18 protein-coding genes are annotated in these 16,923 nt (G+C 37.2%); 10 read left to right on the top strand and 8 right to left on the bottom strand.

Annotated elements, in window-relative coordinates; translation table 11 throughout:
- Nucleotides 1–4: 4 nt before the first annotated feature.
- On the bottom strand, nucleotides 5–874 hold the full coding sequence (locus FIT63_RS04935; protein WP_140006819.1) for an NAD(+) kinase: 870 nt from the start codon (nucleotides 872–874) through the stop codon (nucleotides 5–7).
- Between the two features lie 181 nt (nucleotides 875–1,055).
- Here FIT63_RS04935 and hrcA point away from each other — a divergent pair, with 181 nt between their 5' ends.
- Genes hrcA through waaF form a run of 6 tightly spaced genes read left to right on the top strand, consistent with a single transcriptional unit; the run spans nucleotide 1,056 to nucleotide 7,210 of the window.
- Entirely contained in the window at nucleotides 1,056–2,075 is a 1,020-nt protein-coding gene (gene hrcA / locus FIT63_RS04940) for a heat-inducible transcriptional repressor HrcA (RefSeq protein WP_140007165.1), read from the top strand.
- A 2-nt stretch (nucleotides 2,076–2,077) separates the two neighbouring features.
- Nucleotides 2,078–3,187 carry a ferrochelatase gene (gene hemH, locus FIT63_RS04945; protein ID WP_140006820.1) on the top strand — a complete coding sequence of 370 codons (1,110 nt, stop codon included), beginning with the start codon at nucleotides 2,078–2,080 and terminating at the stop codon, nucleotides 3,185–3,187.
- Nucleotides 3,188–3,208: 21 nt separating this feature from the next.
- On the top strand, nucleotides 3,209–4,192 hold the full coding sequence (gene rfaD, locus FIT63_RS04950; protein ID WP_140006821.1) for an ADP-glyceromanno-heptose 6-epimerase: 984 nt from the start codon (nucleotides 3,209–3,211) through the stop codon (nucleotides 4,190–4,192).
- Nucleotides 4,189–4,761 carry a D-sedoheptulose 7-phosphate isomerase gene (locus FIT63_RS04955; protein ID WP_140006822.1) on the top strand — a complete coding sequence of 191 codons (573 nt, stop codon included), beginning with the start codon at nucleotides 4,189–4,191 and terminating at the stop codon, nucleotides 4,759–4,761. The genes rfaD and FIT63_RS04955 overlap by 4 nt, the downstream gene beginning before the upstream one ends.
- Before the next feature lie 3 nt (nucleotides 4,762–4,764).
- Complete coding sequence (gene rfaE2, locus FIT63_RS04960) at nucleotides 4,765–6,213, top strand: D-glycero-beta-D-manno-heptose 1-phosphate adenylyltransferase (RefSeq protein WP_140006823.1); 1,449 nt, start codon at nucleotides 4,765–4,767, stop codon at nucleotides 6,211–6,213.
- A 4-nt stretch (nucleotides 6,214–6,217) separates the two neighbouring features.
- Nucleotides 6,218–7,210: a lipopolysaccharide heptosyltransferase II gene (gene waaF, locus FIT63_RS04965; protein ID WP_140006824.1), complete on the top strand. Its 993-nt coding sequence runs from the start codon at nucleotides 6,218–6,220 to the stop codon at nucleotides 7,208–7,210.
- Here waaF and FIT63_RS04970 read toward each other — a convergent pair.
- The 3 genes from FIT63_RS04970 to edd are packed head-to-tail and all read right to left on the bottom strand — an operon-like array spanning nucleotide 7,207 to nucleotide 10,337.
- The gene (locus FIT63_RS04970; protein ID WP_140006825.1) at nucleotides 7,207–7,866 is read right to left on the bottom strand and encodes an HAD family hydrolase; all 660 of its coding nucleotides are present in this window, start codon (nucleotides 7,864–7,866) and stop codon (nucleotides 7,207–7,209) included. The two genes, waaF and FIT63_RS04970, sit on opposite strands and share 4 nt — an antisense overlap.
- A 14-nt stretch (nucleotides 7,867–7,880) precedes the next feature.
- Nucleotides 7,881–8,507 (bottom strand): bifunctional 4-hydroxy-2-oxoglutarate aldolase/2-dehydro-3-deoxy-phosphogluconate aldolase, encoded by a 627-nt coding sequence (locus FIT63_RS04975; RefSeq protein WP_140006826.1) that lies wholly within the window; start codon nucleotides 8,505–8,507, stop codon nucleotides 7,881–7,883.
- Between the two features lie 15 nt (nucleotides 8,508–8,522).
- A complete protein-coding gene (gene edd, locus FIT63_RS04980; protein ID WP_140006827.1) occupies nucleotides 8,523–10,337 on the bottom strand; it encodes a phosphogluconate dehydratase in 1,815 nt (604 codons plus the stop codon).
- Nucleotides 10,338–10,482: 145 nt separating this feature from the next.
- On the opposite strand from edd, the gene waaC reads away from it, so the two are divergent.
- The 4 genes from waaC (at nucleotide 10,483) to dnaJ (ending at nucleotide 15,229) form a co-directional block, all read left to right on the top strand.
- On the top strand, nucleotides 10,483–11,442 hold the full coding sequence (waaC, locus tag FIT63_RS04985) for a lipopolysaccharide heptosyltransferase I (RefSeq protein ID WP_140006828.1): 960 nt from the start codon (nucleotides 10,483–10,485) through the stop codon (nucleotides 11,440–11,442).
- Between the two features lie 82 nt (nucleotides 11,443–11,524).
- Nucleotides 11,525–12,055 carry a nucleotide exchange factor GrpE gene (gene grpE, locus FIT63_RS04990; protein WP_140006829.1) on the top strand — a complete coding sequence of 177 codons (531 nt, stop codon included), beginning with the start codon at nucleotides 11,525–11,527 and terminating at the stop codon, nucleotides 12,053–12,055.
- A 70-nt stretch (nucleotides 12,056–12,125) separates the two neighbouring features.
- Nucleotides 12,126–14,045, top strand: coding sequence for a molecular chaperone DnaK (gene dnaK, locus FIT63_RS04995; protein WP_140006830.1), 1,920 nt, complete (start codon nucleotides 12,126–12,128; stop codon nucleotides 14,043–14,045).
- Between the two features lie 62 nt (nucleotides 14,046–14,107).
- Nucleotides 14,108–15,229, top strand: coding sequence for a molecular chaperone DnaJ (gene dnaJ / locus FIT63_RS05000; RefSeq protein WP_140006831.1), 1,122 nt, complete (start codon nucleotides 14,108–14,110; stop codon nucleotides 15,227–15,229).
- On the opposite strand, the gene gloA is transcribed toward dnaJ, so the two are convergent.
- From gloA to rsmD, 4 genes are read right to left on the bottom strand one after another with little or no spacing between them, the layout of a single operon-like run.
- The gene (gloA, locus tag FIT63_RS05005) at nucleotides 15,230–15,619 is read right to left on the bottom strand and encodes a lactoylglutathione lyase (protein ID WP_140006832.1); all 390 of its coding nucleotides are present in this window, start codon (nucleotides 15,617–15,619) and stop codon (nucleotides 15,230–15,232) included. It abuts the gene before it with no gap.
- Nucleotides 15,620–15,621: 2 nt separating this feature from the next.
- Nucleotides 15,622–15,879, bottom strand: a complete 258-nt coding sequence (locus FIT63_RS05010) for a YfhL family 4Fe-4S dicluster ferredoxin (protein WP_140006833.1) — start codon at nucleotides 15,877–15,879, stop codon at nucleotides 15,622–15,624.
- 2 nt (nucleotides 15,880–15,881) lie between these two features.
- Nucleotides 15,882–16,373 carry a pantetheine-phosphate adenylyltransferase gene (gene coaD / locus FIT63_RS05015; RefSeq protein ID WP_140006834.1) on the bottom strand — a complete coding sequence of 164 codons (492 nt, stop codon included), beginning with the start codon at nucleotides 16,371–16,373 and terminating at the stop codon, nucleotides 15,882–15,884.
- On the bottom strand, nucleotides 16,360–16,920 hold the full coding sequence (rsmD, locus tag FIT63_RS05020) for a 16S rRNA (guanine(966)-N(2))-methyltransferase RsmD (RefSeq protein ID WP_140006835.1): 561 nt from the start codon (nucleotides 16,918–16,920) through the stop codon (nucleotides 16,360–16,362). The genes coaD and rsmD overlap by 14 nt, the downstream gene beginning before the upstream one ends.
- Nucleotides 16,921–16,923 lie beyond the last annotated feature (3 nt).

A 16,923-nucleotide genomic window follows, 5' to 3' on the forward strand; every position in this document is an offset into this window, starting at 1 on the left:
TTTATTAACCCCAGTTTAATTTTTTTCTAAGCATCTCAAAATAACAATAGTCTTTTGGATGAAGAAACGTGATCATTTTTTCTGCACGAATAATTTCAATGCGATCATGAAGCTCAAGAGGCACTTTAAGCTGTCCATCAATACTTAAATAAGATTCATCCATACTCACCACATGAATTTCAATAGCACTATTGCTGCTCACTGCGATGGGCCGATTGCTTAAAGTATGTGGGCTAATTGGCACGATAGAAATCGCTTCTAATTCGGGATGAAGAATGGGGCCGCCAGCAGATAGCGCGTAGGCAGTAGTGCCTGTTGGGGTTGTCACCACAAGTCCGTCTGATCTTTGTTTGTGGACAAAATTACCATTAATAGAAACTTCCAATTCGATTAAGCGTGAGCCACTTCTTACTACAACATCATTGAGTGCTAACGCTTCGTGGATACATTTTGAGTCTCTAAAAATTTTAGACTGCAAAAGCATTCTTTTATCTTTATAAGATGAGCCTTGAAATATCTCATCAATGGATTCAAACATATTACTTGTATTCAGATCTGCTAAAAATCCAAAACGGCCTTGATTGATCCCTATTAATGGAATATCGAAATTCACAAGTGATCTTGCAACGCCTAGCATCGTCCCATCCCCGCCTAAAACGATCGCGAGATCTGCTTTTTCACCAATCTCTTCTAGATTAATAGCCTTAAATGTTTGAAATTTTCCGGACTGATGTGTTTTAGCCTCAATAAAAATATTGATATGCTTATTCGTCAAATATTGAGCGAGCTCTAAAAGCTGGGATTCAATGTCAGAAGATTCACTTCCGCTCGCATATTTTCCGATAATTGCGACTGATTTAAAGAGACTTTTCATAATTGAATTAAAGCATACTTAAGATGTAAGAATATATAGCAATTTAATAAAGAAAAACTTAGTATATTAAGCATTCATTTACAAAAGTAGTGCGTGCTAGAATGGCTTATTACACTATGAAAATTAGGCTTTACTGACTATTTTAAAGCATATCGATTTATATGAATAACTCTATTTGATGATGCTAGATAAGCGCGCCCAAATTCTTCTAAAAACCCTCATTGAGCAACATATTTGTGATGGGCAGCCTGTGGGATCCAGAACTCTCTCTCAATCATCAGGTCTTGACTTAAGTCCTGCTTCTATTCGAAATACCATGAAAGATTTAGAAGACCTTGGTTTTATCACAAGCCCCCATACCTCAGCAGGGAGAATCCCTACGCAATTAGGTTACAGACTCTTTGTTGACACTCTTCTTACTGTAAAACCTTTGGATGACAGGATAATTAGCTCATTAAAAGACCAAATGAATATTGGTGACAACAAAAAAATTATTAATAATGCCGCAGATATTTTATCAACACTGACTCAATTTGCAGGTGTAGTTCTTATTCCTAAGGTTAAGAAAACAACATTTAAACATTTAGAGTTTATTGGCCTGTCTGAGAAAAAAATTCTTGTCATCATTGTCACAAATGACGGTAATGTTCAAAACAGAATTGTAATGACCGAAAAGCACTACACACATGATGACTTAGTTGAGGCTGCAAATTATTTTAATCACAACTTTAGTGGTAATACTTTTGCTAAAGTCAAAGATACGCTCGTAGATGAATTATCTAAAATGCATGCTGATATGATTAAACTTATGACGGCAGCTATTGAAGTCGGTAATGAAGTCATTTCTCCGGAGAGTGAATCGATTGTGATTACAGGACAAAACAACCTCATCCAATCTGAAGAACTGGCAAAAAATATATCGGGCTTAAGAAAAATTTTTGAGATATTTGAAAAGCGAACAGCGCTTATGAAACTTCTTGATCAAAGCCAGCTTGGGGAGGGCATTCAAATCTTTATTGGAAATGAATCGGGATATTCTTCTCTAGACGAATGTAGTCTTATTACATCGCCATATGAAACAGATGGTGAAATTGTAGGTACCCTAGGTGTGATTGGTCCTACAAGAATGGCTTACGAAAGAGTCATTCCTATTGTCGATATCACAGCAAAACTTCTTTCTAACGCACTGAGTCAACACTAAAAATGAATTACTATACAAAAGAACCACAATACCAACATGGCGATGCGCCAAAAATAGGGATTATTCTCGCAAACTTAGGCACCCCTGATTCTCTGAGCACGCATGCCGTAAGAAAATATTTACAACAGTTTCTTATGGATCGAAGAGTGGTCGAAGTGCCACGATTTATTTGGTGCTGGATACTTCATTTCATTATCTTAGTCTTTAGGCCAGGAAGTTCAGCAAAAAAATATGCAAAAGTTTGGACTAAAAAAGGCTCTCCTCTTTTAGTAAATGCTTCAAATCAAACAAAAGCATTAACCCTAAAAATTAAAAAGTCAGTATCTCAGCCCATTGAGGTTGAATTAGGAATGTCCTACGGCAATCCTTCAATGAAAAATGCGGTCCTCAAATTAAAAGAAAAAAATTGCACTAAAATTCTCTTGCTTCCACTCTATCCCCAGTATGCTGCTTCATCAAGTGCATCTGCAATGGACGCGCTATGGCGCATTCTTCTTAAAACAAGAAATGTGCCTGCAGTGAGAACTGTTAGGAATTATCACGATCATCCTCTTTATATTAATGCTCTTAAATTATCTATTCTGCAATTCTGGAAAAAAAATGGAAAGCCTTCAAAGTTAGTGATGAGCTTTCATGGCATCCCAAAAAAATCATTAATGCAAGGCGATCCTTATCATTGTGAATGCTATAAAACTGCTCGCTTACTTGCCGAAGCTCTAAAATTAAAAGATAACGAATATGTGGTCTCATTCCAGTCGCGCTTTGGAAGAGCCGAATGGCTAAAGCCTTATTACGCTGAAATGATGGCTGACCTAGGAAAAAAGAAAGAGAAGAATGTTCATGTTATTTGTCCAGGATTCTCAAGTGACTGCTTAGAAACCTTAGAAGAAATTAATATTGAAGGTAGACATATTTTCTTAAGCCACGGCGGTAAAAGCTTTAGTTATATCCCTGCTCTCAATGACAATCCAGATTGGATCGATGCGATGCAAGGTATAATTCTAGAAAATTTACAAGGTTGGATTGATAAAAACTGGACTGCTAAAAAAGAAGCTAACAATTCAGCTGTCACTAAAAAAAGAGCTGCGCTTGTTGAAAAGAAACAGCCTTAATTATTTAAAGCCAATCATATTATGATAATACTTACGGGTGGTGCTGGCATGATTGGAAGTGTCATTGCTTGGCATCTTAATAGCATTCTCGATAAAAAAGATATCATCATCGTCGATGATATTCAGCATCCAGATCAACGGAATAATTTAAGCAAGCGAACGTATATTGATTACCTTGATAAAGATGATCTTTTTCCTTGGTTGGAAAAGAAAAAAGAGATTGAAGCTATCATTCATATGGGCGCTATCAGCGCTACAACCGAAACTGATTTTAATAAGCTTTTAAATCAAAATATTCGTTACAGTCAAAATCTATGGCGCTATGCAGCGGATCATAGCGTGCCTTTCCTTTATGCAAGCTCCGCGGCAACCTATGGCGGAGGCGAATTTGGCTATGATGACAATGAATCAGAGCTAAGGAAACTAAACCCTCTTAATGCTTACGGCTATTCAAAACAATTTTTCGATCAATGGGTAGTGCAGCAAGTCACTGCAAAAGAAAAAACACCTCCTCAATGGTGTGGCTTTAAATTTTTTAATGTCTATGGTCCAAACGAATATCATAAAGATAGAATGGCAAGCGTTGTATTTCATGCATTTAATCAACTTAAAGCAGAGGGTGAAATTAGACTCTTCAAGAGCGATCGTCCCGATTATAAAGATGGCATGCAATTAAGAGATTTTGTTTATGTAAAAGATGCAGCAGCAGCTGTTTTGCATTTTTTAAGTCACAAAAAACATTCAGGTATCTATAATGTAGGTACAGGAAAAGCCTCAAGTTTTAAAGCGCTTGCAGAATCTCTTGTGAAAAGTATTAAGGGCGATCTAAATGCAATTAAATATATTGATATGCCAAATGATCTTAAGGGAAAATACCAATACTTTACTGAAGCTAATATAAAAAAACTAAAGGATGCTGGATATACAAAGCCTTTTCATACGATTGAAGAGGGCATTAAAGATTACGCAATAAATTATTTAACTAAAAGTGATACTTACGCATGAGTAATGAAAATTTAAAAAAAATAGAATCTATTTTTAATGAGCATCAAAAGACGATTCAAAAATTAACTTTGCTCATTCCACAGATAAGTGAAATAGCAAGTCTGATAAAAAAAACACTTCACTCAGGGGGTAAAGTGCTTATTTTTGGAAATGGCGGTAGCGCTTCTGATAGTCAACATATTGCGGCAGAAATTGTAGGCAGATTTGTAAAGGAACGTAAAGGGCTTCCAGCTATTGCACTAACGACAGATACTTCAATTATTACTGCTGTTGCAAATGACTATGGCTATGAGCATATTTTTTCAAGACAAATCGAAGCGCTATGTTTAAAAAATGATGTGGTGATTGGCATTTCTACATCAGGTAATAGTAAAAATGTCATTAAAGGGCTAGAAAAAGCCAATACATTAGGCGCTATCACAATTGGCCTAACAGGTAGTGATGGTGGTCTCATTAAAAAAATATCAAAACACGCTATTGTTGTGGACTCAAATGAAACAGCAAGAATTCAAGAGGCGCATATTCTCATTGGACATACGATGTGCGAACTCATTGATGAAGGTCAATAGCCCATGAGTGAAATTGATATCATTAAAAATAAATTTAACGCAAAAAATCAGTGGGCTTTAGTGGTTGGTGATTTAATGTTAGATCGCTATTTAATAGGTAGCGTCTCAAGAATCTCTCCCGAAGCTCCAGTGCCAGTTGTCAGATTAAAGGAGTCATTTGATCGCATTGGTGGATCAGGCAATGTCGCAGCTAATCTAGCTCAGTTAGGTATCAAAACAATTTTAGCTGGCCAAATTGGTGATGATGGAGATGGTAAAAAGTTACTTGATATTCTCAAAAAAAATCATATTGGTGTAGATGGTATTGTCAAAGACAAGAATCCTACAACTACAAAAACACGGATTATTGGTGAACATCAACAAATGATGAGAATTGATCAAGAGGCAACAGCAGATTTGATTGATTCTAAACCACTGATTAAAAGAATATCAACGCTCCTTAATAAAAAGCCTTCTATTGTTATATTGTCAGACTATGCAAAAGGGGTTTTAAGTGAAGCGTTATGCCAGCATGTTATTAAACTTGCAAAATCAAAAAAAATACCTGTCCTAGTTGATCCTAAAGGGATTGACTACAGTAAATATAAAAATGCAACTGCGATAACTCCAAACAAAAAAGAAGCTATCGAAGCTTGCCATATTCATGTCACAAAAAATACGAACTTTTTAACGCCCCTTCTAAAATTAAAAAAATCTCTTAATTTGCAATTTATTGCCATGACAAAAGGAGAGGATGGTATTGATTTAGTGCAGAAAAATACTATTAAAAATTTGCCTGCCGTCAATCAACAGCAGGTATTTGATGTATCAGGAGCGGGCGACACAGTTATTGCAACGCTTGCAGCGTGCATGATTGCCAAGATGCCTATTGAGAATTGTCTTAATATTGCAAATGTAGCTGCAGGTATAGTAATTGGTAAATTAGGCACTATCCCTATTACACTTCAAAACCTCATAGAAACTTTAAGTTCTAAGCATTCTGATCAAGAGAAAAAAATTCATTCCCTCTCGCGACTCATGGAGCAAGTTCTGATTTGGAAAAAACAGAAAAAGAAAATTGTATTCACAAACGGCTGCTTTGATATTCTTCATGCAGGTCACGTGACTTATCTAGAAAAAGCAAAAAAATTAGGTGACATACTTATCTTAGCGCTTAATAGTGACTCGTCGGTCACAAAGCTAAAAGGCAAATCAAGGCCTGTGATTCACCAAGAAGATCGAGCGAGAGTACTTTCAGCCCTCTCTTCTGTAGATAGTATTATCATTTTTAGCGAAACTACACCGCTTCATTTAATAAAAAAAATTCAGCCTGATATTTTAGTTAAAGGTAGTGATTATAAAAAAAATCAAGTTGTAGGTCATAAAGAATTAAAAAAATGGCATGGCAAAGTTGAATTAGTTTCTGTTGTTCCTGGTAGAAGCACGAGTGCTATCATCAAAAAAATCTCTTAAGATTTTGAACCCAAAAAAAATTCTCATTATTGGACCATCATGGCTTGGTGATATGGTTATCGCACAAAAGCTATTTAAGACCATTAAAGATATTTATCCTAATAGCAAGCTTCACGTAGCCTCTCCTACTTGGACAATTCCTTTAGTATCTAGAATGCCTGAGGTAGATCAATCCATTTCATTACCTTTTTCTCATGGCGAGCTAAATATACTCAAGCGTTATCAGATCGCTAAAGTTTTGAGGTTGGAAGGTTATTCGCATGCTATTGTCTTAACAAATTCATTTAAGTCAGCACTGATCCCTTTTTTCGCTGGCATTCCAAAGCGCACTGGTTTTTTGGGGGAAATGCGCTTTGCTTTAATTAATGATTGCATTAAAAAAGATTCTTCACTGTATAGAACAGTTGATCAATTTTTAGCCCTTGCACCAAAATCGAAAAATACTAAAGTTAATTTGTCTACAAGACTAATCTCGAAACCCAGTCAGGGTAAAAGAATTTTGGCAGGTAAATTAAGTAGGTTTAAAAAAGTTCTTGGTATCGCTCCTGGAGCAGAGTACGGTGAATCTAAAAGGTGGCCTATTGAGTATTTTGCAGATGTAGCAAATGAAGCTATACAAAATGGATGGGAAGTTCTCTCGTTAGGCTCCACAAACGATCAAGACTTAGGAAGAATATTAGATCGACTCACAAAAAACAAAGTGATTAATCTCATCGGCAAAACTAAACTTGAAGAAGTAATTGATGTAATGAGTTTGTGCCAATCATTTTTAAGTAATGATTCCGGACTTATGCATGTGGCGGCAAGTTTAAATATTAAACAAGTCGCTATCTTTGGCTCTTCTGACCCTAAAAAAACTCCACCATTAAGTCGACACGCAAAATTAGCCTATCTTGATCTCTCATGCAGCCCGTGTTTTGAAAGAGTTTGCCCTCTTCAGCATACTAATTGCTTAAAAAATATTAAGCCCAGTGAGATTATTAAAAAACTTATTTAGTGATTGAGATCGTCTAGCTTTTGATGGACTTCAATTTTATTTTCTTCACAAAAATTTTTCCACTCGAAGAAATTTGTCCAGCCACTTAAAAAAATAAAATCTAAATTATTCTTCTTTGCAACTTGGTAATCATATTTTGAATCTCCAATAAATAGAGCGGGCGATTGCCCTGTTATTTTTTTTAATTCACGCGCCACAATTTCTTCTTTTGAATCAGGGCTTCCAAAAATACCCACATCAAAATATTTTAATAATGATTTTCTGGAAAAGAGCCGAATAATTTCTTCTTGATCGCCACCGGATACAATCATCCAGTGAGCCTGTTTTGTTTTTTCTCTGAGCCTTTCAAGGCCTCCAGCAATATCACAATTTTCAAGGAGTCTCTCGACTTCAATGTTCAATTGTTTTAGAAGATGATTCATTGATGACTCATCTGCTTGCTTTTTAAGAATGGTTTCTAAGAAATAGGTAAATTTAATATTTCTAGATATGCCGGTATATTCGATGTGATGGTTAACTAACTTCATAGCATCTTCTTCAGATGCTCCAAATTCTAGTGCGGTTAAGCGATATGCTTCTATTTTTAGGAAGTTTGAATTTAGGACAACCCCATCACAATCAAATAAGATTGTTTTATATTGGGAAATAGGAAGCATTATTTTTAATAACGCTAAAGACGTTTAATCGCACTAGCTTCTTTTGCTAGCTTTGTAATTTCTACCCAATTTTTATTTGCGACAAGATCTTTTGGAGTCAGCCAGGTTCCGCCACAGACAGGGACATTAGGAAGACTCAAAAAGTCTGATGCTGACTGAACAGTTACACCACCTGTTGGGCAAAACTTAATGTCAGAAAAAGGACCTGCAAATCCCTTTAGAAGATTAATACCACCTACTGCAACCGCAGGGAAAAGTTTTAAGAAATAATAACCATCATTATTGGCCATCATGACTTCGCTACCTGTAGACACACCAGGTAATAAAGGTAATCCAATATCTAAACAATGCTTTCCTAGTTCACTTGTATAGCCTGGGCTCACTGCAAACTGACAACCAATTGATTTTGCAGCTGAAGCATCTGCTTTAGTTCTTACTGTGCCAGCGCCAACAATAGCTTCTGGCAAATGCTTGATAATTCTATCCATGGCCTCCATGGCGCATGCAGTTCTTAAAGTTACTTCTAACACTTTGATACCACCTGCAAGAAGAGCCTCTGCCATAGGCACAGCATCTTCAACTTTATCAATCACTATGACCGGTATCACTGGTCCATAATTTGCTAAATCTAATGTCTTCATATTGTCCTTATATTATTAAAGCCATGTGACTGCCCCTTCTTCGGCAGATAGCACATTTTTTCTCATGCCAGCGAATAACTCGCGGCCAATATCATGGGCATTATCATTTCTATGTTTGTCTGAGAGTGTTTCATATTCTCTTTCATGCCATGTATCTTCATCAACTAAAACGTTGAGAGTACCTACCAACGCATTCAATCGAATCGTATCGCCATTACGGATTTTTCCAATAGGTCCATTTGCTGAAGCCTCTGGACTTATATGAATTGCGGCTGGAATTTTTCCTGAAGCACCACTCATTCTTCCGTCTGTAACTATAGCCACTTTAAACCCTTTGTTTTGAAGCACAGCTAATGGTGGCGTCAGTTTGTGCAACTCTGGCATTCCATTCGCTTTAGGCCCTTGGAATCTTACGACTGCAACAAAATCTTTTTCAAGCTCTCCTCTATCGAAGGCACTTAGAAGCTCCTCTTGTGTATCAAAAATAATTGCAGGGCCTTCGATAATATATCGATCTTCTGGCACCGCAGAAATTTTAATGACTGATCGTCCAAGATTGCCATTTAATAATTTAAGTCCGCCTGACTCGCTGAATGGATAATCTGCAGTTCTGACAATAGTTTCGTCACCACTTTTTTTAGGAAGATCAGTCCAAATAAGTTTGCCCTTTTCTTTACTAGGTTTTTTTGTATATTCTTTCAAGCCGCCTTCGCTGATAGTCATAACATCCGGATACATGCATCCAGTCTCAATGAGTTCACGAATCACAAATGCAGGCCCGCCTGCAGTTTGAAATTCATTTACATCAGCTTTGCCGTTTGGATAAATACTTGCCAATAATGGCGTCGACTTTGCAAGATCATGGAAATCTGTCCAGTCAATAATAATTCCTGCAGCTCTTGCAATCGCAACCCAATGAATAAGATGATTTGTTGATCCACCTGTCGCTAGTAATGCTGCCATTGCATTGACTATGACTCGCTCATCTACCAATTTTCCAATTGGCTTCTTCTGTTTACTTCCAATGATGTTTATTAGAGATCTTACTGACTCTCGAGTAATTTCTTCTCTAATATCTTCACGTGGATGGATAAATGCAGCGCCTGGAATATGAAGCCCCATAGCTTCCATTAACATTTGATTACTGTTCGCGGTACCATAAAATGTACATGTACCCTCCCCGTGATAAGCGGCAGACTCAGAAGCCAGCAACTCCTCGCGCCCCACCAATCCTTGTGCATATTTTTCACGTACTTTAGATTTTGAAGTGTTATCAATGCCGGTAGACATTGGTCCTGCGGGTACAAAAATTGTAGGTAAATGACCAAAATGCAATGCGCCGATTAATAAGCCAGGGACAATTTTGTCGCAAATACCCAACATGAGAGCGCCATCAAATACATCATGTGACAAAGCAATTGCTGATGACATCGCAATGGTATCTCGAGAAAATAAGCTTAACTCCATGCCTGGCTCGCCTTGTGTAATGCCATCACACATAGCGGGAACGCCTCCAGCCACCTGAGCAGTAGCATCGAGCTTATTCGCTTCATCGCGAATAATTGAAGGGTAATTTTCATAAGGCTTATGTGCTGAGAGCATGTCGTTATAAGCCGTCACAATTGCAATATTAGGTTTCTTCTCGCTAACAATTCTTAATTTATCGTTTTTAGGTAGAGCAGCGATTGCATGTGCAACGTTAGCGCAGCCGAGGCGATCTGCTCCTCGCTGCCTTTGAAGCATAGCATCTATGCGAGCTAAATAAGCAAGACGTGTTGGTCTACTTTTTTCTTTAATTCTTTCGGTAATTTCGACTATGGAATGTTTCATTAAATAGATTCGTTTAGTTGAATGAATAAAAATTTCTTTCTATAACAGATTATCCTAGAAACACTCAGTAAGCGTCAAACGATTAAATATTAATTAATTATATAAATGATTTATAGGCATTGATTTATATGAGAAAATTCTCTATATGGTTCGTATACTTATCATTAAAACATCCTCACTAGGCGATGTTATTCACTGTTTGCCTGTCATTAATGATATTAAGTATTTTGTCCCTGAGAGCTCTATTGATTGGCTGGTAGAGGAATCCTTCGCAGATTTACCAAGACTTCATCCAGGTGTTAACTCTGTCATAACGATCTCTCTTAGATCATGGAAAAAAAATCTTAGAAAAAAATCAACTTGGATTGGGCTTTATAAATCAATTAAAGCTATCCGAGAAAATCATTACGACATTATTATTGATTTTCAGGGTCTTTTAAAAAGTGCTTTTTTTACTTTATTTACCCGTGGGGATATTCATGGTTTTGATAAAGCCTCTATCCGAGAAGCTGCTGCCTCTTACTTTTATAAACACACACATCCCGTATCAAAGCAAATTCATGCAGTTGTTCGCAATCGAGAATTAGCTTCTAAATGTTTTCAATACGAATTATTAGATCAGTCAGCTCATTTTGGATTAGAGATTCATAATATCAACAACTTTAATCTTTCGGAGCGCTATGTCGTTCTGATTCATGGATCTAGCAAAAAATCAAAACAATGGCCCATGGAACATTGGCTCAAAGTTATTCAGTTTTTTAATGTCCTAGGCTTAAGAGTTCTTTTACCATGGGGTAATCTTGAGGAATATCATTTCTCTAAATCTCTCCGCAAAGCCTCAACCAATTCCTTGGTGCTGCCTAAAATGAATATTAGTGATCTCGCTAATATTATTTCAGGGGCTAAATGTCTCATAGGCGTTGACTCTGGCCTCACCCACCTTGGCAATGCGTTAGGCATTCCAACTATTGGTCTTTATTTGGACAGCAACCCTTACCTCACTGGTGTTTATCCCAACATTAAGGTGCCGTCAGTTAATCTAGGTGAGATAGGTGTGACACCTACCCCCGAATCCACGATTTCTCAAATTGAAGCAATTATTTAACTTCTACCCCTTGAAATTTACTACTTCACCCCCAAATTTATTTTAATCCGTAGCATCTTTAAAAGATTTAAAAGGTAAAAATATGAACGCAGAAGAGAAAAACAATGTATCCGCAGACGAATCAGAAAACCATTCAGATCAATCAACTACAAATAATCTAGAAGAAAAACTAAATCTCCTAGAAGAAAAATTAGCTGAAGCTGAAGCACAGATTCTTTATGTTAAAGCTGAGGGTGAAAACATAAGAAAGCGTTCTGTTGAAGATATTGATAAAGCTAGAAAATTTGCATTAGAAAGGTTTAGTGGCGAATTGCTGTCTGTCAAAGATAGCCTTGACGCTGCCCTTGCTGTTGAAAATGCGAACCTCGAAAGCTACAAGAATGGTGTTGAAATTACACAAAAACAATTAATTAATGTATTTGAAAAATTTGGAATCAATGAGATTAACGCATTAGGTGAAAAATTTGATCCTAATCAGCATCAAGCGATTAGCATGGTGGAATCGGAAGAAGAGCCAAATAAAATTTTAACAGTGCTTCAAAAAGGTTATCTATTGAACGAAAGAGTCATAAGACCCGCATTAGTAACCGTTTCTAAAACTAAAAATACATAAGCTCTTGAAATATTCAAGATCATCCCAATTATAGATTTAACAAATTAAACAGATTTTTTAAGGAAAAAAAATGGCTAAAATTATCGGAATTGACTTAGGAACAACAAACTCCTGTGTGGCTGTCATGGAAGGCGGAAAGCCTAAGGTGATTGAAAATGTAGAAGGCGCTAGGACTACCCCTTCAATTATTGCCTATCAAGATGATGGCGAAATCTTAGTGGGCGCGCCAGCAAAAAGACAGGCAGTAACAAATCCAAAAAATACACTTTATGCTGTAAAGCGATTAATTGGTCGCCGTTTTGAAGAAAAAGAAGTTCAAAAAGATATTGCTTTAATGCCATATGAAATTTCAAAAGCTGACAATGGTGACGCCTGGGTAACAGTGCGTGATCAAAAAATGGCTCCCCCTCAAATTTCAGCTGAAGTTTTAAGAAAAATGAAAAAAACGGCTGAAGACTATTTAGGTGAAGAAGTCACAGAAGCTGTCATTACAGTGCCTGCTTACTTCAATGATAGTCAACGCCAAGCAACTAAAGATGCCGGCCGAATCGCAGGCCTTGAAGTTAAACGTATTATCAATGAGCCTACCGCAGCCGCACTTGCTTTTGGTTTAGATAAACAAGAGGGTGATCGAAAGATTGCAGTATACGACTTAGGTGGCGGGACCTTTGACGTATCAATTATTGAAATTTCTACTGTTGATGGCGAACATCAATTTGAAGTGCTATCAACAAACGGGGATACTTTCCTTGGTGGTGAAGACTTTGACAATCGCTTAATAGATTTCTTGGCAGATGAGTTTAAAAAAGAAAACGGGCTCGATTTAAGAAATGACTTACTTGCTAAGCAACGTCTTAAAGAAGCCTCTGAGAAAGCAAAGATTGAACTTTCAAGCAGTCAACAAACTGAAGTTAATCTTCCTTACATTACAGCTGATGCTAGCGGCCCAAAACATCTTGTCGTAAAAATCACGCGCTCAAAATTTGAATCTCTTGTCGATGATCTTATTGAAAGAACAATTGAGCCCTGCAAAGTTGCAATGAAAGATGCGGGCGTTACTGGTAGCGACATAGCAGATATCATTTTAGTAGGTGGACAAAGCCGTATGCCTAAAGTCCAAGAGAAGGTAAAGGATATTTTTGGCAAAGAGCCTAGAAAAGATGTGAATCCTGATGAAGCGGTAGCTGTAGGCGCTGCAATTCAAGGGGGCGTTCTTCAAGGCGATGTAAAAGATGTATTGCTGCTTGATGTAACTCCTTTGAGTTTAGGGATTGAAACACTAGGAAGTGTCATGACTAAACTTATTAAGAAAAATACAACAATCCCTACGAAAGCATCTCAAGTATTCTCAACAGCGGAAGACAATCAAAATGCTGTGACAATTCATGTCCTTCAAGGTGAGCGTGAGATTGCTTCAGGCAATAAGAGCCTAGGTCAATTTAATTTGACTGATATACCTCCAGCACAAAGAGGTATGCCGCAAATTGAAGTGACATTCGATATTGATGCCAACGGTATCTTGCATGTATCAGCTAAAGATAAAGCTACTGGCAAAGAAAATAAGATCACGATCAAAGCAAATAGTGGACTTAGCGAAGAAGAAATTAAAAAAATGGAGGATGATGCAGTTAAATACGCTGATGAAGACCGTAAGATTAGAGAACTTGTGGATGTTAAAAACGCTGCAGATGGCATGATTCATTCAGTAAAAAAATCAATCACTGACCATGGGGATAAATTAGATGCTGAAGAAAAAGAAAAAATTGAATCTACTATAAAATCTTTAGAAGAGTCTTTGAAGACTGACAACAAGGAAGAGATTGAGGCTAAAACTAAAGAGCTTATGGAGTCATCGCAAAAACTAGGTGAGAAAATATATGCTGAACAACAAGCCCAACAACCTAACGCTGGCTCAGCGCCTCAGGAAGAAAAAACGGTTGATGCTGAAGTTATGGATGCTGAATTTGAAGAAGTAAAACAAGACAAATAACTTTTAACCACTAAAACAACATCATAAATTCTGATGTTGTTTTTCTTTTTGAAAAAAATATCATGGCGACCAAAAAAGATTATTACGAGACTCTTGGTGTATCTCGTGACGCTTCAGAAGATGAAATAAAAAAAGCTTATCGCAAGCTTGCGATGAAATTTCATCCTGATCGCAATCCTGATAATCCAAAAGCTGAAGAAAATTTTAAAGTAGCCAAAGAAGCTTACGAAATACTTTCGGACTCACAAAAAAGATCAAGTTACGATCAGTATGGTCATGCAGGTGTAGATCCAAGCATGGGTGGCTCTGGATCTGCAGGGTATTCGGACTTTAATGATGCCTTTGGTGATATTTTTGGTGATATTTTTGGCGGGGGTCGTGGCAGTCAAAAGTCTAATGTATATCGTGGAGCTGATCTTCGTTACAACATGGAAATCAGTTTAGAAGATGCGGCAAAGGGCACGGAAACAAAAATACGTATTCCTGTTATGACTTCTTGTGAGCCATGTAAAGGAACTGGCGCTAAACCTGGTACACAACCCGTCTCTTGTGATACATGTAATGGTCATGGCCAAGTTCGAATGCAGCAAGGGTTTTTCTCTGTTCAACAAACATGTCCTAAGTGTCATGGAACAGGAAAAATTATCAAAGAGCCCTGTTCGACTTGTCATGGAGCTAGTCGTGTCAAACAAACTAAAACACTATCCGTTAAAATTCCTTTAGGTGTAGATGAAGGCGATCGAATTCGATTGTCAGGTGAAGGTGAGTCTGGGATTAATGGCGGTCCCCCGGGAGATCTTTACGTTGTAGTTCATCTTAAGAAACATGATTTATTTGAACGTGATGGTGGAAATTTGCATTGCGAAATGCCAATTAGTTTTTCTACTGCAGCCCTTGGTGGCGAAATTGAAGTGCCGACTTTAGATGGACATGCAAAAATGAAAATTCCTGCTGAAACACAAACAGGTGCTGTTTTTAGATTAAAAGGCAAAGGCATTAAGCCATTAAGACAAAATGTACCTGGCGATCTTCATTGTCATGTTTCTATAGAAACTCCTGTAAAGCTCACAGATAGACAAAAAGAATTATTAAAAGAACTTGAAGAGATCAATCAGTTAGATCGAGGCAAGCACAGCCCAAAGTCGAAAGGTTGGCTTGATAAAATGAAAGGTTTGTTTGATTGATTAAAAAGTGCCTGCTTGAATTAATTCAATTTTATAGCCATCTGGGTCTTCAATAAAAGCAATGACCGTTGCCCCATGTTGCATCGGGCCGGCCTCCCGAATAACTTTTCCACCCTTACTTTTAATTAGCTCACAACTTTTATATACGTCTTCATTTTCGATTGCAATATGCCCAAAGGCGTTACCTTTATCATAAGTTGTAACACCCCAATTATAAGTAAGCTCAATTACAGCATTGTCTTTTTCATCCCCGAATCCCACAAAGGCTAATGTAAATTTCCCATCCGGATATTCATGACGCCTTAAGAGTTTCATGCCTAAAATATTAGTATAAAAAGTGATTGATTTTTCTAAGTCACTGACACGAATCATAGTATGAAGGACGCGCATAGCTAATTTACTTTGTCTTTTTGCAGGTGATGATATTTGAGCATAAGATCTTCTTTAGACTCCTTATATTCCGGATGGAGAGGAATGCAATCAACGGGACATACCTCCTGACATTGAGGCCTATCAAAATGCCCAACACATTCTGTACATAACTGGGGATTAATTTCGTAAATGTGAATGCCCTGATAAATTGCATTATTTGGACATTCAGGCTCACATACGTCACAGTTAATACATTCGTCCGTAATCATTAAAGCCATGATTAACGTCCAGTTTTTTTCATGGCTTCCTTGACGATTGGAGATACAAATTGCTCTATATTTCCGCCCAAAGTAGCGACTTCCCTCACTAAGCTAGAGGAGACAAAAGTAAATTGCTCGGAAGGTGTTAAAAAAAGCGTTTCAACATTTGGATATAATTTACGATTCATGCCTGCTAATTGAAACTCATATTCAAAATCAGAAACAGCTCTGAGTCCTCTAATTACTACATGCGCATTTTGCGCTTCAACAAAGTCCATTAAAAGCCCATTAAAACCAATAACTTCAATTGCTTTATGCTCAGAAAATACAGCCTTAACTAAGCCTACCCTCTCCTCAAAAGAGAAAAAACATTTTTTACTTGGATTAGAGGCGACAGCTACGATAATTTTATCGAAAATTCTTGTGGCACGATGGGCAATATTCTCATGGCCTAATGTAATCGGGTCAAACGTTCCAGGATAAATGGCAATAGATGGGTTAGATTGAGTCATTATTTTTTAATGTAACAAGATGATAAAAGACATTACCCGCTTTTCTTTTTTTTGCAATATTAAATACGCTATATTCTTTTATGCTAGCTTCTGATTCAAAGTATATTAGCCCATCCTCTGATAAATGGTTAGCTAATTGAGGAAATAATTTATCTTCCCAGCTCTCATTAAAAGGTGGATCACAGAAAATAATATCGAACTTAGTAGTATTCTTTTCAAGGAACGTGAGCGCATCCGTGAGGTGAAGAACTGCTCCATCTGCTTGAAGGAGTTTTTGATTTTCTTGAATCATTTTAAAAACTTGAGGAGATTTTTCAATCATAACAACATTTTTAGCTCCCCTGGAGAGGGATTCAAAACCAATGACACCAGAACCTGAAAAAAGATCTAAACAAAGTTTACCGGTTAAATCTTGTTCTAACCAATTAAATAAAGTCTCTCTAACTCTTCCTGGGGTAGGCCTTAGTCCGGGGGCGTCAATGAAAGAAACATTTTTTCTTTTCCATGCTCCGCCAATAATTTTGACTTGATTTTTGACTATCTTCAAAAA

The organism is Candidatus Methylopumilus planktonicus (assembly GCF_006364715.1).
Taxonomy (GTDB): domain Bacteria; phylum Pseudomonadota; class Gammaproteobacteria; order Burkholderiales; family Methylophilaceae; genus Methylopumilus; species Methylopumilus planktonicus_A.